This is a genomic window from Geodermatophilus sp. SYSU D00684 (assembly GCF_054050455.1).
This window is the reverse complement of the sequence record NZ_JBJGZI010000060.1, coordinates 1-2,609: the sequence shown is the minus strand read 5'-3', so window position 1 is coordinate 2,609 and position 2,609 is coordinate 1. Positions and strand designations below refer to the sequence as shown.

The window sequence follows — 2,609 nt, the reverse complement described above, 5'->3', positions numbered from 1 at the left end:
CCCCCCCCCCCCCCCCCCCCCCCCCCCCCCCCCCCCCCCCCCCCCCCCCCCCCCCCCCCCCCCCCCCCCCCCCCCCCCCCCCCCCGAGACAGGGTCAGACGGGCAGCGGGTCGTCGTCCCGCTTGGTCAGCGTCGGCTCGGGCGCCGGGACGGCGGCCTGCGCGCCGGACCGCAGCAGGGTCGCGAGCTCCTCCTCGGACTCCACCGCCTCGCCGCGGGCGACCATGCCGGCGTGCTCGGCGAGCGGGATCTCGCGCAGCACGAACGACAGCAGCAGCGCGACGGCGAGGATCGGCACCAGGTACCAGAACACCGGCGCGAGCGAGTCCGCGTACGCGTCGACGATCGCCGTCCGCAGCGGGTCGCCGGCGGCGTCGACCGCCGACGGCACCAGCGTGTCCGGCGAGGTGATGCCCGCGGCGGCCGCCTGCTCGGCGTTGCCGGTCAGCGCGCCGGTGAGGTTCTCGGCCAGCCGGCTGGTGAACAGCGTCCCGAAGACGGCGACGCCGAGGGTGGCGCCCACCTCGCGGAAGTAGTTGTTGGTCGAGGTGGCGGTGCCGATCTGGGTGGCCGGGACGGCGTTCTGCGCGGCCAGGACGACGTTCTGCATGATCAGCCCGAGCCCGCAGCCGAGCGCGAAGAACATCGCGCCGATCGTCCACAGCGACGTGTCCCCGGCCAGCGTGGTCATCCAGACCATCGTCGCGAGGATGACCGCGACCCCGGCGATCGTGAACCGCTTGTAGCGGCCGTTCCTCAGGATGGCCGCCGCCGAGCTCTGGATGGTCAGGATGATCCCGGCGGTCATCGGCAGCATGAGCAGGCCCGAGTTCGCGGCCGAGAGCCCCGAGCTCATCTGCAGGAACGTCGGCATGAACGCGATCGCCGAGAACATGCCGAGGCCCACGGCCATGCCGAGCGCGGTGGCGACGACGAAGGTGCGGTTGCGGAACAGCGACAGCGGCACGATCGGCTCGACCGCGCGCCGCTCGACCAGCACGAAGACGACGGCGCAGACGACAAACGCGGCGGCCAGCGCGAGGGTCAGCGGGTCGGTCCAGCCGTCGCTGCCGCCGAGGTCGGTGAACAGCACCAGCGACGTCGTGGTCGCCGACAGCGCGACGATCCCGGCGAGGTCGAGCGGGGTGGTGCTGCGCCGGCGCGGCAGCGACAGCGCGAACCAGCCGACGAGGAAGGCACCCACGCCGACCGGCACGTTGATCCAGAAGCACCACTCCCAGCCCAGGGCGGCGGTGTCGGTGAAGAAGCCGCCGACGAGCGGCCCGGCGACGGCCGACAGGCCGAACAGCGCGCCGATCGGGCCCATGTACCTCGCCCGCTCCCGGGCGGGGACGATGTCGGCGATGATCGCCTGCGACAGGATCATCAGTCCGCCGCCGCCGAGGCCCTGCACCCCGCGCCAGACGACGAACCAGGTGAAGTCCGGCGCGAGCGCGGCACCGACGCTGGCCACGGTGAACAGGCCGATGGCGACGAGGAACAGCGTCCGCCGGCCCCACAGGTCGCCGAACTTGCCGTAGACGGGCATGACCAGCGTGGTGGCCAGCAGGTAGGCGGTGGTCACCCACGCCATGTGCGAGACGCCGCCGAGCTCGCCGACGATGGTCGGCATCGACGTCGCGACGATCGTCTGGTCGAGCGCGGCGACGAGCATCCCGGCGAGCAGCGCCGAGAAGACCAGGTTGATGCGGCGCCGGGTCAGGACGATGGGCGGAGCGGTGCCGTCGGGCGGCGGGTTCACGTCGTTCTCCACGGGTCGTTCGGCGGTGCCGCGGGCGTGCGGCACCGAGGGGGGAGCGGACGGCGCCGGCCGCTCGGGAGGGGTCAGGAGCGCGGGGCGGGGAGCCCGGCGGCGAGCGCGTCCCAAGCCTCGTCGACGAGGCGGGGGAGCGGCACGGCGAAGTCGGCAGCCAGCCAGCGGTGCAGCGCGGTGCGCAGGGCGGCACCGGCGACCGCGGCCAGCAGCGTGGGGTAGGCGTCGACGCCGACCCGCGTGCCGGTGCGGGCGGCGACGGCGTCGGCCAGCGCCCGCTCGGAGGCGCCGAAGGCGGCATGCAGCCGGGCGAGCAGCACGGGGTGCTCGTCGATGACCCGCAGCCGCAGCGGCCACACGCCCGCGGGCTCGTCGGCCATCGCGGCGGCCTGCTCGGCCTGCACGGCACGCAGCGCGGTGACCGGGTCCTCGCCGGCCGGGCGCGCGGTGAACCGCTCGGCGAGGAGCGCGGCGTCGGCGGGGTCCAGGCCGAGGACGGCGTCGTCCTTGGTGGGGAAGTAGTTGAAGAACGTCCGCGGGCTCACGCCGGCGCGCTCGGCGACGTCGTCGACCGAGACGCCGTCCAGCCCGCGCTCGGCGACCAGGTGCAGCGCCGCGGCGTGCAGCGCCGAGCGGGTGGCGAGCTTCTTGCGCTCGCGCAGGCCGGAGGTCACCCGGTCATGGTCACGGAAATCTGCAGCCCGTGCAAGCTTGCGCCCACTGCACGGCGTGTCGTGGGGGGGGGGGGGGGGGGGGGGGGGGGGGGGGGGGGGGGGGGGGGGGGGGGGGGGGGGGGGGGGGGGGGGGGGGGGGGGGGGGGGGGCGGGGGGGGGGG

General features: G+C 75.7%; 2 protein-coding genes. Both read right to left on the bottom strand.

Going from position 1 to position 2,609, the window contains the following annotated elements:
* Positions 1-94: 94 nt before the first annotated feature.
* Positions 95-1,774: an MDR family MFS transporter gene (locus ACI79L_RS23900; RefSeq protein WP_456939184.1), complete on the bottom strand. Its 1,680-nt coding sequence runs from the start codon at positions 1,772-1,774 to the stop codon at positions 95-97.
* 71 nt (positions 1,775-1,845) lie between these two features.
* Positions 1,846-2,448: an acyl-CoA-like ligand-binding transcription factor gene (locus ACI79L_RS23895; protein ID WP_456939183.1), complete on the bottom strand. Its 603-nt coding sequence runs from the start codon at positions 2,446-2,448 to the stop codon at positions 1,846-1,848.
* Between the last annotated feature and the right edge of the window lie 161 nt (positions 2,449-2,609).